The following is an 18,508-nucleotide window of genomic DNA, read 5'->3' on the forward strand; positions in this document are numbered from 1 at the left end:
ATACGACTTCTCTCTGAGAATTGCTCAAAAACCTCGCAATTGCCGCAGAAAATAGCTTGACGGGAGGAATGTCAAGTATATGAAATTTGTCTATCGACGATTTATATCGCGATTGATGAAAAAATTTTCATGGGAGGATGGAAATGAAAAACGCTCTTTCGGTTGTATTCGCGCTCACACTGACAGCCGGTTCCTTCGCGTGGTCGAGCACGGCCAGGGCGGAGACCAAGACGATTACCTTCCTGTTCACCGACGACGACCAGGCTTACGTCGAGAGAATGGAAGCGCTCAGCAAGGAATTCGAGGCGGCGCATCCAGACGTCAAGGTCAACTTCGTGTCGTCCGGCTACGATGCCGTTGCCAAGCAGCTACCGGTGCAGCTGGCGGTCGGCGAGGGGCCTGATGTCGCCAAGATCGCCGATTGGCAGCTCGCGCCATATTACCTCGACATGCGACCCTACATGAAAGATCCCGAAGGCTTCGCCAAGCTGCACGGCGACAGCCTCAACGTTCTTCGTTTCCCTGGCGTCAACGATGCGCAGTCGATCAACGGCTACCTCGCGTCCCAGACGTTCAATCTGCCGTTTGTCAACAAGACACTTTTCGAACAGGCTGGCGAACCACTTCCTAAGCCTGGTGCCACATTGAAGGAAATCGTCGAAGCGTCCGCGCGCGTTGCGAAGGCCACAGGGGCCCAGGTTCCCTTCACTATGGATCGATCGGGCCATCGTTTTTCGGGCGCGGCATTCTCGTATGGTGCCACCTACGTGAAGGACGGCAAGTTCTCGTTTCCGGACGACGCCGCCAAGCGCTACATTTCGGATCTTTACAGCTGGACACAGGACGGGTCTTTTCCGAAGGAAATGTGGGGCGCGGCCGGCGGATCCCAGTACAAGAACATGGGCGACGAATTCGTCAACGGTAACGTCGTGACGTATCTTGCCGGCAACTGGATGGTGAACCCGTTCCAGCAGAAGATCGGCGATGCATTCGACTGGACTGCAATCAGCGCGCCATGCGGCGATGCCGGCTGCTACGCCATGCCGGGCGGTACAGCGATCGTCGGCTTCAAGCGCACCAAATACCCTGAGACCGTTGCCTCGTTCATCGAGTTTCTCGGCTCCGAGAAGGTCCAGCGCGAGGTCGCCGAGAACTACGTCATTCTGACGGGCGCCGACATAAAGGACCCACAGTACAAACTCGGCAGCCAGAATGCCAAGGACGCGATGGCCGTCTTCCTGGCGAGCCGTAAGAGCGTGCCGCAGGCAGCTCGCGACATGGAACGTCAGAAAGGATCCTCAGCCATCTACCAGCTGATTGTCCAGCGCATGAGCCAGTTGATCGTCGGCGAACTCTCGCTTGACGAAACCTTTGCGGCAATGCGCGCCGATGTCGACAAGACCAACCAGGCAATCGCTGCCAAATAGCCGGATCACGCTGATTTTCTGCAGTATGCGAATTCATCCACGGCCTCGACCGAAGGCCGTGGATAATAACACAAGCCGCTCGGTGAAGGGCTGCGCGAATAGCTAACGCGACTTCTGGTTAAACGAGACTTTCAAAAACCTGTATTGAATTCATGATCTTAAATTCTGGAGGATCAGCTTCGTGCTTTTAGACAAGACTCGACATTTCAGTCGGTTTGTGACGCGATGGCCGGGTTTCTAAAAGTTCGACCGCCTGAGTACGAAGCGATGGCCAGAGTCCTCGCTGGCGAAACGCGCTTTTCAAGGTGTCCTAAGCAAGTTGATATTGGAAGGTTCCGCTAGCCGACGGGTGTCAACTATCCGTCGAGCAATCAAAGCAGACTGGACTTCAGGGGAATGAGTTTCGCATGGCGCGCATTCACGTAAGCAGCGAGTACATCAGAACGCCGACAGAACCCCAGAAGACAACCATCACAAGTGCCATCGCAAAAACGAAGATCTTCGCCATAGCAAAAACTCCATAAGCTTTGCGCAGACAAAAACTACTGCAGCTGCCGGCAGATGGTATCGGCACAAAGTCTGGAAACGGGTCGGACTTTGGTCCGATACTCATTTCTTAACACCTGCCCAACTGGGCCTGGCGGTGTTTTGGCGTGGCATTTGACCGCACCACCATGCGACAGCCACAACACGAAAGGAAAGGGCCAGGCGACACCCGCACCGGCCCTTCCTGATCAAACGACGGCGGCTGCCAGTCCATCCGTGGTCAGCCGCCAGTGCGTTGATGAATTCATGATAGCGTCTTTGATGTGAATCGCTATTACCCGACAGTAATACCTTTGGCGGGCCTACCGGCAGAGCTCTGGAGTAGTCTACATCCAGGTTGAGGCTGCCATCTAATCCGCCGCGTCGGTGAAATTTCGGCGCGATCCGCTCCCCAGACCGTCGCGCGCCGGTACACATCAGTTAAATACTCATAGTATAATTTGCGTCCGCGCACCGGATCCGGACGTTGCTCGAGGCTTGAAAGCCTGAGGTCAGACAATTCGCAACAGTTCAGCCAGCCGCTGACGTCTTGCGGCGCGATGCCAGGATTTCTGCCAATTCGACCGGCCGCAGGCCATGGGCATCGACACCGACATCATATTGGTACGGAAGCGGTTTGAGCTTGCCATGCGAATGGCCATGAAGGTTGATTGATTTCCTGCCCATCTTGTTCCAGGTCCTGAAGGGATAATGGCAGAGGATCAACAACTGATCGCCGATCGTAAGTTCGACATAATGCTGCGTGCTTGCCCAGCCGGACGCTTTGATCACTTCCGCTGGATCGCTGTTGCCGATAATCAAATGTTTTTTTCCGTTGAGCACTGACAGCAACTGATCGGCATTCCCTGCGCGTGACGACATGAAATCGCCAAGGTGCCATACCTCGTCGTCTGGCCCGACCGTCGCGTTCCAGTAGCGGATCAAGGTGACGTCGTGGTCGGCCAGGTCAGGGAAAGGCCGCCTGTCGATGCGAAGGATACGCGGATCACCAAAGTGGGTATCGCTGGTAAAGTAGATCATAAGCTGCACCGAAAGATGTGCGGGGAATTCATCGGTTTGCGTATAAATTGCCGAGGATGAAGCCGGCTATGGCCGCAGCCATGACCGAGGATGTGTTTTCTTTCTGCGACATCGCAGGAATCTCCAGCAGCCTGGTCGCGTGCCTGTTGCCTTCGTGCGTTGCTTGTCATCGAACCTCCGCGGGTGATTTCGGCTATGGCATCCTCCAGGCCTAATTGATGCCACGGCGTAAAAGTTCCAGGTCCTGACCGCGGAAGAACCCAAGTTGGCAGGCTTTGTCTTACAGTTTGGCGAGCCTGCCATATATTCCGAAGGATGAATATCCGGTGGATGATACCTTGGTACTTAAGGGTTCGGCGGCGAATGCCGCCAATCATCACCTTACTGTTGATCCTGATTTCCGCTTCGGGCTTCGGTGGCCCTGCACTTGCAGCAGAGCGTGTGGCCATAGTACTGAAGTTAAACGGGGCCGTCGGGCCCGCGACAGCCGACTATGTGAAAAGTGGCCTTCAGCATGCCAGTGAACGGAATGCGAGCCTGATCGTCCTGCAGATGGACACGCCGGGCGGTCTCGACACCTCGATGCGGGACATCATACGCGCGATCATAGCCTCGCCCGTGCCCGTGGCTGGTTTCGTGGCGCCGAGCGGCGCACGCGCGGCCAGTGCCGGTACCTATATTCTTTACGCCAGCCACATTGCAGCGATGGCGCCAGGCACCAATCTCGGAGCAGCGACACCGATCGCACTTGGAGGTGGCACTTTCGATGAAGACAGGGAACCCGACAAGGACAATCCGGATGAACCGGGCGGAACGCAACGGCAGTCGCCCCGCAATGCCAGCGAGGCAAAAGCCGTCAATGATGCGGTGGCCTACATCCGCGGCCTTGCGGAATTGCGCAATCGCAATGCGGATTGGGCCGAAAAAGCCGTGCGCGAGGCCGCCAGTCTTTCATCGGCCGCCGCTGCACGCGAGCACGTCATCGATTTCACGGCAGTCACCATCGAGGATCTCCTGAGGCAGGTCCAAGGGCGTACGGTGCGGGTCGGCCAAACCGATGTCCGGCTCGATAGCTCCGGTCTTGTCGTTCAGGAATTCGAACCGGATTGGCGGACGCGTCTGCTTTCGGTGATTACCGATCCGAACATTGCACTCATTCTCCTGATGGTCGGCATATACGGGCTGATCTTCGAATTTCTCGCCCCAGGCACATTGGTTCCCGGCACGATCGGGGGTATCTGCCTGCTGCTCGGACTCTATGCCCTGGCATTGCTGCCCGTGAGTTATGCAGGCGTCGGACTGATCGCCCTTGGCGCGGGGCTGACAGTAGCCGAGGCGCATGCACCTTCTTTCGGCGCCCTCGGCATCAGCGGAGGGATCGCGCTGGTGCTTGGTGCAGCTCTTCTGTTCGATACTGACATCCCGGACCTTGAGGTTTCCTCGTCCATGCTGGCCGCCATCGCCATCGCCTGTCTCGCGCTCAGTCTCATCATTGCCCGGCTCGCTATCGTTTCGCACCGGCGTAAAGTCAGCACTGGCACCGAGCAGATGGTCGGCATTTCGGGCAAAGTCGAAAGTTGGACGGGCACTTCAGGCTATGTCATCGCACATGGCGAACGCTGGAAGGCAGTTTCGACCGAGCCGCTCGTCGTCGGTGATGGCGTTAAGGTAACCGGCCGAAACGGGTTGACGTTGGAAGTCGCCCGCTATGCGCAGGAGACTTAGCGGGTTTTCAGAAAGCAGGAGGAAACGTCATGGGCATGTTTGCAGAGTTCGCCTTCTATCTTGTGATCATCCTTATTTTGCTGCTCGTGATCGCATCCGCGATCAAAATCCTACGGGAATACGAGCGGGGTGTCGTTTTCACGCTTGGCCGCTTCACCGGCGTCAAGGGTCCTGGATTGATCCTGCTCATCCCCTATGTCCAGCAAATGGTACGCGTCGATCTGCGCACGCGGGTGCTCGATGTGCCGGGTCAGGACGTCATTTCGCATGACAACGTCTCTGTCCGCGTCAGCGCCGTCATCTATTTCAGGGTCATCGACCCAGAGAGATCGACGATACAGGTCGAGGACTTCATGATGGCGACGAGCCAGCTCGCTCAGACGACACTGCGCTCGGTTCTCGGCAAGCACGATCTTGACGAGATGCTGGCGGAACGCGACAAGCTCAACAGCGACATTCAGGAAATCCTGGACGCCCAGACCGATGCATGGGGCATCAAGGTTGCCAATGTCGAGATCAAGCATGTCGACATCAACGAATCCATGATCCGCGCGATCGCCCGGCAGGCGGAAGCCGAGCGCGAGCGGCGCGCCAAGGTAATCAATGCGGAAGGCGAGCAGCAGGCCGCAGCAAAGCTGCTTGAAGCAGCTGAAATACTCGCCAGGCAGCCGGAGGCGATGCAGCTTCGTTATTTGAGCACGTTGAACGTGATCGCCAACGAGAAGACATCGACAATCATATTTCCTTTTCCGATGGAAATCGGCAATCTGATGCCGTCCAAATCGGACCAATCTTCGCAACGCGGAAGGGGATGAGCAATGGGTTGGTCCTTCAAAATCGGGACGATCGCCGGTACGGCTCTACGCGTTCACGTTACCTTCGCGCTCTTGCTCGTCTGGATTTGGCTGATGCATTACCGGGTCGGCGGCACATCGGCGGCGTGGGAGGGCATTGCCTTCATCATGGCCGTGTTTGCCTGCGTCGTGCTGCACGAATTCGGCCATATTGCCGTTGCGCGCTATTTCGGGATCAAGACACCCGATATCACGTTACTGCCGATCGGTGGCGTCGCCCGTCTTGAACGCATGCCAGACGAGCCTCATCAGGAACTACTGATTGCCATTGCCGGTCCGCTGGTCAACGTGGCGATCGCGGTGCTGATCGTTCTCCTGCTCGGCACGTCGATGGGAATCGAGCAAATGGCCGAGGTCGAGGATCCCGAGGCCGGTTTTCTGGCGAGGCTTGCCGGCGTCAACATCTTCCTCGTGCTCTTCAACATGATCCCCGCCTTTCCGATGGACGGAGGCCGGGTGCTGCGTGCCGCTCTGGCCTCCCGCTTCACCTGGTCGCGTGCTACGCAGATCGCAGCGACGATCGGCCAGGGGCTTGCCTTCGTCTTCGGCTTCGTCGGCCTTTTTTACAATCCGCTGCTGATTTTCATCGCCATCTTCGTCTATCTCGCCGCAGCGGCGGAAGCGCAGAACGCGCAGATCCGCGAGGTCTCCGGCAGCGTTCTGATCAGCGACGTGATGATCACAAAATTCGCAAAGCTCGATCGCTCTGCGAGTATCGACGAGGCGATCGAAATGCTGCTTGCGACAACGCAACGCGAGTTCCCGGTGACCGATTCCGCCGGCCGTTTTGAGGGTCTGCTGACGCGCGACGACATGATCCGCGCCTTGAAGGACAAAGGTCCGGACACGCCGGTCGCAAGCGCGATGCGTACCGACATTCCAAGGATCCATCATCGGAAAAGCCTGGAAAACAGCCTACGATTGATGCAGCAGGGAAATGTGCCGGCCATCGCCGTCGTGGACGGTGCTGATCATCTTGTCGGTCTTTTGACGCATGAAACGATCGGGGAAATGATGATGGTTCGGGCAGCGGCGGCAGATAGCTTTCGCTTTGGCCGCCTTCGCAGATATCGATCCCCGCAAGTTTGAGTTCGTGCAAAGAAGATGAACCTCCTAACTGCTGTGCCGATTTCGGGTGCATCTGCCGGGACCTTGCCGGACTTCAATCCGCCAGTGCGATACGTTCGATAGCATACGGCCCTATTTTCAGAAAACTGCCGCTTAAGCCCTTCTGCAGCTGGAACGGGCTGAGATCGATCTGCTGTTCTTCCGCCGTTATGTTGACGAGATGGAGTATCTTTGCAGACGCCGGTTCGGCGATGAAAGCCAGCACCTCCGATGGCGCCGAAGAGGCGCACGCCTGCCATTTGCTTCCGGCAAGTGCCGCCAGTGACTTGACCGTATTGAAGACGGGGCGTTTGCCGCCGTCGGCGACCGGCTCGTCTCTACCGGCGATGAGGCCGAAGGACCCGGTGAGGGCCGACAACGTCAGGCATTCCAAATGAGCACCGAGCAGATGGATTGCGTAAGCCATGGCAAACGCTTCGCCGAACAACCCATTATGCCGCGGGTCCGTGTTGGCCATCGGAATGCGGCTGCCGGCCGGATTATCCATCGTGCGGCTGCCGTATGGATTCTGCCGCATCGGAATGGTGGATGGGCCGATACGGTAGGGCATGTCGCCGTAGATCGACCGAACGGAGCGGGTGATGAAGGGTAGCGCTTCCAGCGTTTGCATGACGCTCAGGTCGTCGGCCGCGTGGACGATGGGATTGGTGCAGTGGGTGATGAAACCCAGCGCAACTGCCGGAACACGCTTGCGGTTGAGTTCGGTGAAATAGCTCAGCATGCCGCCACCGAGCCGGATGCCGGGGAAGGCCGCGCAGGCGGCGGCATAAATATCCTCGAGCGGCGGGCATTCCGGCCATTTGCTGCCGGGCGGCGTCGATTGCCGGTCAACGGAAGGCGAGATTGCAATCGCATCCGGCCGGAACCCGGCCATCTTAATCTGCTGCGCTATGTCGGCCGCTTCGCTCGCGGGCGATTGCTTGCAGGGCAGGGCTATCTCGAGGGTCGACTTGCCGGCATGCAGCTTCGTGACAGCGGCAAAGCCCTGCAGCGCTTCAATGCCATGCCCGGCAATCGGGTCGAAATGAAAGAGCAGTTCTTGCGGTTTGATCTCCGCAAGGACTTCCCGTGCAGCAAGCGTCGAGGCGGTTTCTTCCGGCGTGACGATCAGACCGATCGAAGGCATGACACCCCGGTTCTGCCCTCTCTCGATCTTTATCGAGCGCCGGTCGTTTCGCGCCCATGAAGTCTCGCCGCCGCGCCTGTCGTCGATCGTCAGCACGATCCGTTGTCTGACTGGTTCACCGGCTGCAATCTCATAGGGCCAGGGAAGGGCAAGTGGGCGGACATAGGTCTTGTAGGAGGCATCCGACCAATTGCGCTGGTCTTCCATCTCGAATGTATCGCCTTCCATCCGGCATTCCGCCATGACCCTCGGCAGGACGGTATGGGTGATGGCCCGCATGTCCTTGAAGGGCTGCCACGGATCGATGAGATCGGGAAAGCGCGTCTCCTCGCGCTGTCCGTCGACATGTTCGACTGTGACCGGCGTTCCGGCCACGCCGACGATCGGATGAAGGATACAGAAACCGCATCGATTGGTCTCAAACCCTGTCTTTGAGATCGCCTCCGCCTCGAAGACGAGATCATGGCGCGACGCGTAAATGCGGACATCAACGGCGAGTTCCGTCGCCTCTGGCCCGTTGCAGCGGGCCCGATACGCAACAGCGAAGCTGCCGTCCTGCTGCTCGATCTTCAAGTCTTCGATCGTCGGATGGTAGGTGCCCCAGTCGCGGTCGCGCACCAGATAGGAAACAGCCCGAAGCACCTCCACGCCGTCATAGGCGACCGTGCGAAGATTGCCATGTGCAAGGTGGGCCGACAGCTTGCCCGCCGAAAGGTGAACCGGTGGCTCCTCCGCCTCGCGCGTGCCGTAGAGCAGGAAGGGCTCCGGTTTCATCGAAGCATCGCTCCGATATCGATGGTTTTGCCCGTCGCGGCACTGTCATAGGCGGCTTCCACCAGAGCGAAGGTCTTCAGATTATCGGCGCCCGAGGTCGAGGGCGCCTCGCCGGCAGCCAGCCGATCCGTCCAGTGCTGCTGAATGGCGAAGACACTTTCCTGGATGTTGTGCCAGGGGCGCGACGCCCAGGACAGCAGCCTGGGCGAGACATCGGTGACTTTCGTGCCCTGGGCGTCAGTCACCTCCAGCCGGTAGCCCTGCGAGAGGCGGATCGTTCCGTGCGACCCGTCCAGCTCGATCAATGTCTCGGGGAAAGGCTCGGTCGCAAGCCTGGTCGCGTAGCTGACGTCGACAACCGACGTTGCCCCGCTTTGGTGATCAAGGAGGATAGTTGCAACATCCTCGCCCCTGATGTTCGGATTGACGCGCCTGGTACGCGCGGTCAAAGCCGCGACGTCACCGAGAATGAAGCGAGCAATATCGAGCGTGTGGATTCCGAGGTCTTCGATAATGAAGCGCTCGCCGGCGGCAAGATAGGGCTGGCCGGAAAAGACGTCATAGGCCGAACGGAAGGAGAAGCGGCCCCAGAAGGGTTCGCCGATTGCGCCCGCATCGAGAGCCCTCCTGACGGCCTGGATCGGTGTCTGCCAGCGGAAATTCTCGTGCACCATGAGCGGCACGCCGGCATCCCGGCATGCCTTCACCATGGCCTTGGCATCCGCCAGCGTCGTGGCGAACGGCTTCTGGCAAATGACGGGAACCTTGTGGCGGGCCGCCATCTCGACCAGCGGGTGATGGCTCTGCACGGTCGTCGCGATGTCGACGAAATCGAAGCCGCCGTCGGCAAAGAGTTGCGAGGCATCGCAGTAGCGGCGCGTGATGCCGAACTGTTCGCCGACGATCTTCAGCCGTTCGGAATCCCGGTCGCAGATTGCTGCGATCCTCGCACCCTTTACATCGTTCCACGCATGCATCTGATTGACCGCGAAAAAGCCGCAGCCGATCAGGGCGCCCTTCAATTCCGTCATTCTCAACCTGCCTTTGCCATCTGCATGAGGCTCACGCGCTGCTGCAGGCGGCGCTGCGCCTGATCGACGACGACCGCGATGATGATAACGAGTCCCTTGATGACCATCTGCCAGAAGGAGCTTACGCCCATCATGACAAGGCCGTCGGAGAGAATGCCGATCACGAAGGCGCCGATGATCGTGCCGCCGATCGTGCCGCGGCCGCCTGACATCGAGGTGCCGCCGAGCACGGCTGCGGCAATCGCGTTGAGCTCGAGGTTCGTGCCGGTCGCCGGATGAGAGGCCATTAGCTCCGAGGAGATGACGAGGCCGACCAGTGCTGCGCAGAAGCCGGAGAACATATAGACGAACATCTTCACGCGGTTGACGCGGATGCCCGACATGCGGGCGGCGCGCTCATTTCCGCCGACGGCGAAGATATGCCGGCCGAGCGGCACGTAGCGGGCGAAATAGGCCGCCGCCAGCGCCACGACGATGAGCATCCAGACCGAAACCGGCAGGCCCAGAATGCTGCCTGAACCGAGATAGCTGAAGCCCTGATTGCCAAGTTCCTCCTTGCCGGCGAGATTCGGCAGCGTCTGGCCATCTGAATAAAGAAGCGCCATGCCGCGCGCCACATAGAGTGTGCCGAGGGTGGCAATAAACGGCGCAACGTTCAGCCGGGTAATCAGCAGACCGTTGATGGCGCCGATGACGATGCCGACAGTCATGACGATGATCATCACTTCGAGGATGTTGAAATAGACCGTGTAGCCGATCGGCAGTTCGATCCCGTAAAGGATCAGGCCGCCCGCCACCATGCCGCACAGGCCGACGATCGAGCCGACCGAAAGGTCGATGCCGCCGGTGATGATAACGAAAGTCATGCCGATCGCCAGAAACGCGTTCTGCGTCGCATGCTTCGACATCAGGATCATGTTCGCGGTCGACAGGAAGTTCGGCGCGAAGATCGAAAAGAAGATGATGACCGCAAAAAGCGCGATGAAGGTGCGCAGCTTCATCAATGTAAGCAGGAAGGATCCGCTGTTGGGGTCTTCGGCGGCGGCAATTTGGGTTGCTGTCGTCATCACGCATGGTTCCTTCTGATTTTATGCCCCTCGGCGGAAGCGGCGACAATGGCCTCCTCGGTCGCCTCCTTGCGGTCGAGGATGGTGACGAGACGTCCGTTGCTCATCACTGCGATGCGGTCTGAGAGCGCCATGACTTCTTCGAGATCGGAGGTCGAAAACAGGATTGCGAGCCCTTCGCCGGCGAGTCGCCGCATGGTGCGGAAGACATCGGCTTTGGCACCGACGTCAATGCCGCGCGACGGTTCGTCCATCAACAGGACTTTCGGGCCTGTCATCAGCGCCTTGCCGATGACGACCTTCTGCTGGTTGCCGCCGGACATGGAGGTGACTTCGAAATCGGGATTCCTGGCCTTGATCGAAAGATTGCGGATCGCATCTGCGATCGCTTTCTTCTCGCGGCCGACATCGATGTGGAAGCCGGCTTTGACGAACTGGCCGAGGCTCGCCATGGTCAGGTTGTCGGCGATCGACATGGACTGCACCAGGCCCTCGCGTTGCCGGTCCTCGGGGATCAGGGCCAGTCCAAGCTGGATGCGGCGGGTCGTATCCCGCGCCTTCAGCTCCTTGCCGTCGAGAAAGATCCTGCCGGTGTAGTGTTCGTGGCGGCCCATGATGCATTCGAAGAACTCGCTGCGGCCGGCCCCCATCAGGCCGTAGATGCCGAGGATCTCGCCTTTCCTAATTGAAAGCGATACGTGATCGACGGCAAAGCCGCCGTGCAGGCGCGGCAGGCAGATCTCCTCGGTGCGGAGCACTTCTTCGCCTACGGTGTGGCCGATCTGCTTGGCGAAATCCTTGGCATCCGAGCCGATCATCGAGTGTACGATCCAGCGCGTATCGATATCCTTCACCATGGCGTGCCCGGTGATCTGACCGTCCTTTAGCACCGTGATGTAGTCGCCGATGGTCATCAGCTCCTCAAGCCGGTGCGAAATGTAGACGATCGCTACGCCTTGCGCCTTGAGCTCCCGGATCACCCGGAACAGGATGTCGACTTCGGCGGCGCTCAAGGCCGAGGTCGGCTCGTCCATGATCAGGATACGGGTATTGAGCGAGACGGCGCGGGCGATCTCGACGAGTTGCTGCTGGCCGATCGGCAAGTCTTCCGCAAGCGTGCCGGCGGAGATGCCGGCTTCGACCCGGTTCAGGAATTCATTGGCTTTTGCGACCTGCGCCCGATGGTCGATACCGCGGATGCCGCGCGTCACTTCGCGGGTCGCAAAGATGTTCTCGGCGACTGACAGGTTGCCGAACAGGTTGAGCTCCTGGAAGACGATGCCGATGCCGTGGCGTACGGCATCTGCCGGGCCGTCGAGATGGATGCGCTCCCCGTCCATCCAAATTTCGCCGAGGGTTGGACGCTCGACACCGGCGATGATGCGCATCAGGGTCGATTTGCCGGCGCCGTTCTCGCCGACCAGCACGTTCACTGCACCGCGACGAAGCTTCAAATTCGCCTTCTTGACGGCGACAATGCCGGAATAGGCTTTGGTGATGTCGCGAAGCTCAAGAATGACATCGCCATCGTCGATTTCGGACATTGCTCAGCTCCCGATGGTGATTGTAGCAGGCACGAACTGCGGCAGTTGACCGCCGGTGGGCAGCGGATAGGCGCCGACGGCGGCGAGTTTTTTGCCCCTCAGGCCCTGGCGCGGCAGTTTATCGAGCAAGGTACTGTTGACATGCGTGTTGAATGATTTTCCGTATTGCGCCCATTCGATCTGGTTCTTGAACTCGTTGAAATTTACGAAATTCAGGCTGTCACGCAGCGCAGTGCCGCGGATCGCCGGACCGATCGACACCCGCACATCAGCCTTAGAATCGCCGTCGACATCGACGTCGACATAGGCAGCCCGCGATTTTGTCTCCTCGGCGACGATCATGCCGTCCACCTTGGCGGCAAAGGTCCAGGGGGCATTGCCCTGCTTTTCCTTATGGCCATATTTCGCTGCTGCCGCGTCGAGGTCACTCGCTGAAAGGGCCGTGACATCCTCGAAGCTGCCGGCGCGCTCGTTGAGATAGGGGATGACCTTTGAATCCCAGATTGCGGCCACCATGCTGTCCGGATCGAAGGCTTGCTTGGCGGCTTGCTGCTGCTCGTCAGCGGTTTTCACGAATTTGCAGCCGGACATCGCCAGCGCACAGGCAAGCAAAATTGTGGCGGCTCGCATCTGCAGCATTAAACGCACTCCATCAATGAATAGTGCTGCAGGGCAGGGATGGTGTCCCTGCCCTGCGCATTGAGCCCGGGAGAATTATTGGGTCAGGGCGAAGGTCTCGAGCTTGGGGGCGTTGTCGGACGTGATCAGCACGCAGTCCATCAATTGCTTTTCCTCAGCCGGCTTTTTGCCGGTCTTGATGTAGGCGTCGGCCTGGACGACGGCCATCTGGGCCTGGGCATAGGCCGGCTGCATGACAGTCGCCTTGATGCCGCCTGTCTTGATCGAGTCGCGCACGTCGTTCGAACCGTCGAAGCCGACCACGATCACATCCTTTCGACCGGCAGCCTGCAGAGCGGCGATCGCACCCATGGCCATCGTGTCGTTGCCGGCGATCACGCCCTGGATGTCAGGATTGGCCTGCAGGATGGTTTCCATCTTGGAGTAGCCCTCCGTCTGGCTCCAATTTGCGGACTGCTGGGCAAGCATCTTCATGTCGGGATATTCGTCGATGACGTCGTGATAGCCCTTCGAGCGGATACCGGCATTGAGGTCGGCTTCGCGCCCGAGAAGCTCGACGTAGTTACCCTTTTCGCCCATCAGGCGGACGAACTCTTCGGCGCCGAGCTGCGCGCCCTGATAATTGTTGGAGACGATCTGTGAGACGGCGATGCCGGTGGCGTTGATTTCGCGGTCGATCAGGAAAGAAGGAACGCCTGCATCCTTGGCTTTCTGGACCGCAGCGATCGATGCCTCCGAGCCGGCATTGTCGAGGATGATCGCCTTGGCCCCGCGGCCGATTGCGGTATCGACCAGCTGCGACTGCTTGTTGGCGTCGTCGTCATGGACGAGAACCAGCGCGTCGTAGCCGAGTTCCTTGGCCTTGGCTTCTGCGCCGACGGCTTCCGCTTTGAAAAACGGATTGTCGTGGGACGGGGTAATGATGGCGATCAAATCAGCGGAATAGGCCGGAATCGCCGCTCCCAAAGCAAGAACGCCGGCAAAGGCTGCAAGTGTCAGTCTGCGAGTAAATTTCATTTTATCCTCCCGATTATCGATGAAGCCCTATTTCCCATTAGGGCGGTGAGGGGACGGCTCGCCGTCCCGGGGTCGATCAAGTGATGCGTCGAATGCTCTCGGCGATCTCCTGAGGTTCGAAGACGTTCTTCCAGTCGTCGCGCATGAGCGCGGGGATGCCGAACTCGATGGCCTTGTTGCAGGCGTCCGAAAACACGCCATCGACTTCCTTGAAAATGACGGCGCCCAGCACGTTCATGTGGCCTAGCAGGAAGTCGCGTGCGGCTTCTGCCGGAACGCCACGGGCGATGCACTCGTCCATCGCCTGGCGCATGACGACGAGCAGAGAGGCGCAGACGGTTTCCGAAAGACCGGGCTCCAGCATTGCCATCTGCTCGACGGTCACGCGATGCGAGCGCATGACCGGCGCCCAGATGATCTTGGCTATCTCCTCGCCGAGCGCATAGGCGCTTTCCGGACCTTGCATGAGGGCGGAGACAATATGCTGCTTGGCGAAAAGACCGCCGAAATGGTCTTTCTTCGCCTTCATGTCGGTCTCGTCGTTGAAGATCGGCGGATGGCAGGGATGGGTGACGAAAAAGGTAAGGTCGTCCCGCTTCGGCAGGTGCCCAGCGAAAGGTGCGGCCGCATCGAGCGCAACGACCATCGTTCCCGGCTTCAGCTTGCCCGCGATACCGGCTGCGACCTTTCCGATCGCCGTATCCGGAACTGCAAGAATGACAACCTCTGCAACAGCGAGAGCTTCATCGGCTGAGACGCAATCGACACCGAGGTCGTTCTTCAGGCGTGCCTTGCCCGCGTCGCTAACCTCGACATGACGGACGCCAAAACGCGAATCTTTGAGATTCTTGGCGAGCCGGTATCCCATTTTTCCGCCGGCGCCAAAAAGGGCAATTACAGTCATGTTTTCTCACCTCATGCGATTTTCAGCATTGATATCGCAACTGGTATGATGAGTCAATCACCATGCCACTACAGCTGCGGCGAGGTGCCCGGCAAAGCTCAGGGCCTCGCTGAGCGTCTTGGTCATCTTGAAGCTGGTCCCGACCCAATAGGTCATCTCAGGCCCTCCTTCCGTCGCGGATCTGCGGGAAGTAGCCGTCACTTCCGACCTGGCCGCCCTTCAGCGCGATCTGCAGTCCATTGGTCGGCGAATAGCCGCCATGCGCGACGCAGAGCGGCGACCCGGGTGTCTGGGGAAGGGGCAGAAGGGTCGTCAGTGCTTCCACACGCAGCTCCTTGAGCGCGTGGCTGGACGTATCGCCGCCGGCGATGACGGCGCGGGTTAGCCCTTCACTTTCGATGAGGCGGCGCAGGATCGTACCCAGCGCCTGCCCGAGCCGGTGACGGGCACCGGGGACGCGATCTATATCAGTTCCGCGATCTGCGGACGGACCAAGCGCGGTGTGGAGAAGGACGCTCCGGCCCGCCTTCAATTTTTCGATGCCGGCTGCCACCGCCACTTCGATCGCGCGCTCGGCGCTTTCTCCGGCAAGGGAAAGGGGATCAAGGTCGATGCCCTCGAAGCCGTCGGAAAGGGCAGTCCGGATTTGCCGTTCGGTCGTGGGAGAGACGCTGCCGGAAACGACTGCGAGACGATCGACCTTGCCCGGCGATGCGAATTCCGTGTTTTCGCCGACCAGGCCTGTTGCCCGCCAGGCGCTCAGCAATGCGTATTCGACGCCGGATGAGCCGGCGACGAAAAAGCCGCCTTTGTTCTTGAGACGCCAGAGCTGCTCGCCGGCCGCCGCCTGGGATTCTGCGGAGTCGACATCGAGCAGCAGGATGCCGGCGTTTCCGCTCACCAGATCGTCGATCCGCGCGCTCGCATCCGGCGCGGTGATCATCGCAAGGTCCGCAAGCGCGACGGGCAGGCTGGTCTGCCTGCCGAGATGAAGGGCAAGATCGGACTCGCCCATCGGCGTGACGGGGTGCAGGCTCATCACGGGATGCCGGTCGATGCGGAAGACACGGCCCTGATAGGCTGCGAACAGATGGCCGAAGGCGGTATAACGTTTGAGCTGCGGTGCCCCGACAATGAGGGGCGCGAAAGGCTGGGCAAACACCGCCTTACCGATCTCGATCGCCTTGCCAATGCTGCCGGTGCGCGGACTGGAATCGAAAGTGGAGCAGACCTTATAATGGCAGATTGCCGCGTTGAGCCCCTTCAACCATTCGAAGGCCGGAGCAAGATGCTGCTGCATCCATTCCGGGCTTTCGCTGCGGCTCGTTCCGGCGATGCCGATCGCCAGGCAATCCGAAAAACGCTCGAGCATCTCCGGCCGCGGGATGCCGAGGAACAGCACCGTGGGAATGCCATTCGAGGCAAGGGCTTCCATCACGTCGGTGGAGCCCGTGAAATCATCGCCGTAGTAGCTGACGAGAAGGTCATTCATCGCCGTCACGCCGCCTTGCCGTTGCTGAACTTGGCGATCGAAGCGGCGAGCTCCGGATGATCCTTGGCATATTCGTCCAGAGGAATGCCGGCGACCGCGGCCTGCCAGGCCTGCTGGACGGCGCGCACGCCCGCCGCTGGCCCGCCCGGATGGCTGACGATGCCGCCGCCGCAGAGGTAGAGAAGGTCGGTCGTCTGTCCGGTCCGCCGATAGGTTTCCGGCGCCTGTCCGCCCCATTGACCTGACCCGGCGACGGGAAGCGGACGGTCGGATGGATCGAAAAGCGGCGCGCTGACTGCCTTGAAGGATTCGACGAAACTGTCATCCGGTTCCCAGTATTTCACCCGGATGCCGTTGATCTGGAACTGGTCAACGCCGAGCAGCCGCCAGAACTGCTGGTAGACCTTGAAATCCATTCCCGCGCCTGGATGGCGGGTGAGCATGTCCCAGCCGTTGCGATGGGCATGCAGCACGAGCCCCGACCGCTTGCGCAGGAAACTCATGCCGCCGAAACCGATCGAATTGATATTGACGACGGCGCAGTTTCCGCCGGCCCTCAGGACAAGATCGTGGTTGCGCATCATCTCGTCGGGATCGGCATGCGAGATGCCGAAGGCATACATCACCTTCTTGCCGGTCTTCTGTTCGCGATCGAGGATCAGCGGCATGATCGCCGCTATGCGGTCGTTGAGCGGCGAGTAGGCCGGGCTCATCAGCTTCTCGTCGTCCTTGATGAAATCGACGCCGGACCGGATAAGTTCACCGGCCAGCTCCGCCGTTTCGTGCGGCCGCAGGCCGAGGGCCGGCTTCACGATCGTGCCGATGATCGGGCGCCCCTCGACGCCAGTCAGGCGCCGGCTGCCGGCAATCCCGAATTGCGGGCCGGGATGCGCATCCTTGAACGCCTCCGGCAACTTCATGCCGACGACGCGGATGCCAGTCATGCCCTTGATCGAATAGACGCCGCCGATGGCAATCGTCATCAGCGCGGAAAGATCGGTGCCGATCGCATCGAGCGGGAAGGCAATATCGACATCGGCGCGCTTTAGCCGCGCTACGCCGGTTGCGACTTCCGGCCAAGTCGGGCGCTCAGCATCCTCCAGCGGCTGTATCGCCAGAACGCGTGCCGCGACGCGCGCCTTGAGTTCCTCCGTCTCACCCGCGGGACCGGAACGAATGTCCCGGTGGACTGGTCGCTGGCGATCTTGTTCGCCATTGCCTCAATGCTGCCCGGCGTCTCGATGCGGTAGGTGAGGGTGATCATGAATGCAGTCGCTCCTTTCCGCCAGCGAGATTATCATGGCGTCATCTCATTTGCTGGTATAATGAGTACTCCGCATTCTGCAACGGAAATCTTCCCGAGATGATTTTCACCGGCGTGCTTTGTTGTCGGAGTGTAAAGATGTTAAGGGAGGGGAGATTTGAGTCAGCGAGACGCCATGACCCCAGCAATCGAGCAAATTGTCCGTCGGAAACTCTCTGACGAGGTGTTTGATCGATTGGAGCGGATGATCACGTCGGGCGAGTTGAAGCCGGGCGACGAAATGCCGTCCGAACGCGTGCTCATGGAGCGCTTCGGCGTCGGGCGCCCTGCAATACGCGAAGCGATGCAATCACTTGCCAACAAGGGGCTCGTGAATATCTCCCACGGCGAACGAGCCAAGGTGCTGCAACTGACGGCGCAGTCGATCTTCCGTCAGGTCGATCTGACGGCGAAGATCATGCTGTCCCAGTCAGCCGATTCTCTGGAATACCTGAAGAGCGCCCGAATTTTCTTCGAGCGGGGCATGGCGCGGGAGGCCGCCCAGCGCGCAAGGCAAAATGACATCGACGATCTTCGCGCGATCATCGCCCGCCAGCGCCACTCGCTAGGACATGCAGAAGACTTCATCGCTGCGGATATGCAATTTCATACGCGCATTGCGCAGATTTCCGGCAATCCGATATTCGCCGCAGTCAGCGAGGCAATGCTCGCATGGCTGAAGGAATATCACACGGAAATGCTCATCTGGACCGGCAAGGAGAAGTTTACGCTGGTAGAGCACGAGGAGATCGTCGAACGGCTCGCAGCCAACGACGCCGATGGCGCTGAGGCGGCAGTCCTGAAGCATCTCGAACGCTCCAGGGCGCTTTACACGAAGTAAAGCACCACGCGCGGGAAGGGCTGATTGTGCTGACAAAATGATCTTTCGGCTTTCGCGAAACTTGTTCAAT

14 protein-coding genes and 1 pseudogene are annotated in these 18,508 nt (G+C 59.6%); 5 read left to right on the forward strand and 10 right to left on the reverse strand.

What is annotated here, in order from left to right; all coding sequences use genetic code 11:
* Positions 1-137 precede the first annotated feature (137 nt).
* The gene (locus ACZ9BX_RS25295; RefSeq protein WP_476220824.1) at positions 138-1,427 is read left to right on the forward strand and encodes an ABC transporter substrate-binding protein; all 1,290 of its coding nucleotides are present in this window, start codon (positions 138-140) and stop codon (positions 1,425-1,427) included.
* Positions 1,428-2,483: 1,056 nt separating this feature from the next.
* Here the strand turns inward: ACZ9BX_RS25295 and ACZ9BX_RS25300 are convergent.
* Positions 2,484-2,993, reverse strand: coding sequence for a hydrolase (locus ACZ9BX_RS25300; protein ID WP_476220825.1), 510 nt, complete (start codon positions 2,991-2,993; stop codon positions 2,484-2,486).
* Between the two features lie 363 nt (positions 2,994-3,356).
* Between ACZ9BX_RS25300 and ACZ9BX_RS25305 the strand changes: the two genes are divergently transcribed.
* The 3 genes from ACZ9BX_RS25305 to ACZ9BX_RS25315 are packed head-to-tail and all read left to right on the forward strand — an operon-like array spanning position 3,357 to position 6,661.
* Entirely contained in the window at positions 3,357-4,718 is a 1,362-nt protein-coding gene (locus tag ACZ9BX_RS25305) for an NfeD family protein (RefSeq protein ID WP_476220827.1), read from the forward strand.
* Between the two features lie 29 nt (positions 4,719-4,747).
* Positions 4,748-5,533, forward strand: a complete 786-nt coding sequence (locus ACZ9BX_RS25310) for a slipin family protein (RefSeq protein WP_476220828.1) — start codon at positions 4,748-4,750, stop codon at positions 5,531-5,533.
* Between the two features lie 3 nt (positions 5,534-5,536).
* The gene (locus tag ACZ9BX_RS25315) at positions 5,537-6,661 is read left to right on the forward strand and encodes a site-2 protease family protein (RefSeq protein WP_476220829.1); all 1,125 of its coding nucleotides are present in this window, start codon (positions 5,537-5,539) and stop codon (positions 6,659-6,661) included.
* A 73-nt stretch (positions 6,662-6,734) separates the two neighbouring features.
* On the opposite strand, the gene apnL is transcribed toward ACZ9BX_RS25315, so the two are convergent.
* The 9 genes and pseudogenes from apnL to oiaX all read right to left on the reverse strand — a co-directional run bounded on the left by apnL (position 6,735) and on the right by oiaX (position 17,558).
* Positions 6,735-8,600, reverse strand: a complete 1,866-nt coding sequence (gene apnL / locus ACZ9BX_RS25320; protein ID WP_476220831.1) for a D-apionate lactonase — start codon at positions 8,598-8,600, stop codon at positions 6,735-6,737.
* Positions 8,597-9,631: a Gfo/Idh/MocA family protein gene (locus tag ACZ9BX_RS25325; protein WP_086998586.1), complete on the reverse strand. Its 1,035-nt coding sequence runs from the start codon at positions 9,629-9,631 to the stop codon at positions 8,597-8,599. Before ACZ9BX_RS25325 ends, apnL begins: the two co-directional genes overlap by 4 nt.
* Positions 9,632-9,633: 2 nt before the next feature.
* Positions 9,634-10,698 (reverse strand): ABC transporter permease, encoded by a 1,065-nt coding sequence (locus ACZ9BX_RS25330; RefSeq protein ID WP_086998590.1) that lies wholly within the window; start codon positions 10,696-10,698, stop codon positions 9,634-9,636.
* Entirely contained in the window at positions 10,698-12,242 is a 1,545-nt protein-coding gene (locus ACZ9BX_RS25335; protein WP_476220833.1) for a sugar ABC transporter ATP-binding protein, read from the reverse strand. Before ACZ9BX_RS25335 ends, ACZ9BX_RS25330 begins: the two co-directional genes overlap by 1 nt.
* Positions 12,243-12,245: 3 nt before the next feature.
* Complete coding sequence (locus ACZ9BX_RS25340) at positions 12,246-12,881, reverse strand: DUF2291 family protein (RefSeq protein WP_476220835.1); 636 nt, start codon at positions 12,879-12,881, stop codon at positions 12,246-12,248.
* A 75-nt stretch (positions 12,882-12,956) separates the two neighbouring features.
* Entirely contained in the window at positions 12,957-13,898 is a 942-nt protein-coding gene (locus ACZ9BX_RS25345) for a substrate-binding domain-containing protein (RefSeq protein WP_476220837.1), read from the reverse strand.
* Between the two features lie 76 nt (positions 13,899-13,974).
* A complete protein-coding gene (locus tag ACZ9BX_RS25350; RefSeq protein WP_476220838.1) occupies positions 13,975-14,802 on the reverse strand; it encodes a phosphogluconate dehydrogenase C-terminal domain-containing protein in 828 nt (275 codons plus the stop codon).
* 157 nt (positions 14,803-14,959) lie between these two features.
* Complete coding sequence (locus ACZ9BX_RS25355) at positions 14,960-16,294, reverse strand: four-carbon acid sugar kinase family protein (protein ID WP_476220840.1); 1,335 nt, start codon at positions 16,292-16,294, stop codon at positions 14,960-14,962.
* A 5-nt stretch (positions 16,295-16,299) separates the two neighbouring features.
* Positions 16,300-17,558 (reverse strand): annotated as a pseudogene (gene oiaX, locus ACZ9BX_RS25360) (3-oxo-isoapionate-4-phosphate decarboxylase OiaX).
* Positions 17,559-17,733: 175 nt separating this feature from the next.
* On the opposite strand from oiaX, the gene ACZ9BX_RS25365 reads away from it, so the two are divergent.
* The gene (locus ACZ9BX_RS25365) at positions 17,734-18,438 is read left to right on the forward strand and encodes a transcriptional regulator NanR (RefSeq protein ID WP_476220842.1); all 705 of its coding nucleotides are present in this window, start codon (positions 17,734-17,736) and stop codon (positions 18,436-18,438) included.
* Positions 18,439-18,508: the final 70 nt, after the last annotated feature.

The sequence above is a fragment of the Rhizobium sp. USDA 3886 genome (assembly GCF_056279785.1).